Annotated in this window: 1 protein-coding gene; it reads left to right on the top strand. The window is 58.1% G+C overall.

Going from position 1 to position 1,161, the window contains the following annotated elements; all coding sequences use genetic code 11:
• A partial coding sequence (locus tag AC3WVA_RS29255; protein WP_492322431.1) for a collagen-like domain-containing protein occupies nt 1–1,161 on the top strand: 1,161 nt, incomplete at both ends.

Here is a 1,161-nt window from a genome sequence, read left to right as displayed (position 1 = left end):
ACCGGACCTCAGGGTGCTCAAGGTAACACAGGCGCTACTGGCGCTACCGGACCTCAGGGTGCTCAAGGTAACACAGGTGCTACTGGTGCTACCGGACCTCAGGGGCCTCAAGGTAACACGGGCGCCACTGGGCCTCAGGGACCTCAAGGTAACACGGGCGCTACTGGACCTCAGGGCGTTCAAGGTAATACAGGTGCTACTGGACCTCAGGGTGTTCAAGGTAACACGGGCGCTACTGGTGCCACTGGACCTCAAGGTAACACGGGCGCTACCGGTGCCACTGGTATAGGAGTTACTGGACCTACCGGACCTTCTGGCGGGCCTCCTGGACCTACCGGACCTCAGGGGCCTCAAGGTAACACGGGCGCTACTGGACCTCAAGGTGCTCAGGGACCTGCTGGTGCTACTGGACCTCAGGGTATTCAGGGTAACACAGGCGCTACTGGTGCTACTGGACCTCAGGGTGTTCAAGGTAACACAGGCGCTACTGGACCTCAAGGTGCTCAAGGACCGGCGGGTGCTACTGGTGCTACTGGACCTCAAGGTGTTCAAGGTAACACAGGCGCTACTGGTGCCACTGGACCTCAAGGTGTTCAAGGTAACACAGGCGCTACTGGTGCTACTGGACCTCAGGGTATTCAAGGTAACACAGGTGCTACTGGCGCTACCGGACCTCAGGGTGTTCAAGGTATCACAGGCGCTACTGGTGCTACTGGACCTCAGGGTGTTCAAGGTATCACAGGCGCTACCGGACCTCAGGGTGCTCAAGGTAACACAGGTGCTACTGGCTCTACCGGACCTCAGGGTATTCAAGGTATCACAGGCGCTACTGGACCTCAAGGTGTTCAAGGTATCACAGGTGCTACTGGCTCTACTGGACCTCAAGGTGCTCAAGGACCGGCTGGTGCTACTGGTGCTACTGGACCTCAAGGTGTTCAAGGTATCACAGGTGCTACTGGTGCCACTGGACCTCAGGGTATTCAAGGACCAGCGGGTGCTACTGGCGCTACTGGACCTCAAGGTGCTCAAGGACCGGCTGGTGCTACTGGTGCTACTGGACCTCAAGGTGTTCAAGGTAACACAGGTGCTACTGGCGCTACTGGACCTCAAGGTGCTCAAGGACCGGCTGGTGCTACTGGTGCTACTGGACCTCAAGGTGTT

This window comes from Bacillus sp. EB106-04-02-XG92 (assembly GCF_058791995.1).
This window is presented reverse-complemented; position numbering and strand designations above follow the sequence as displayed.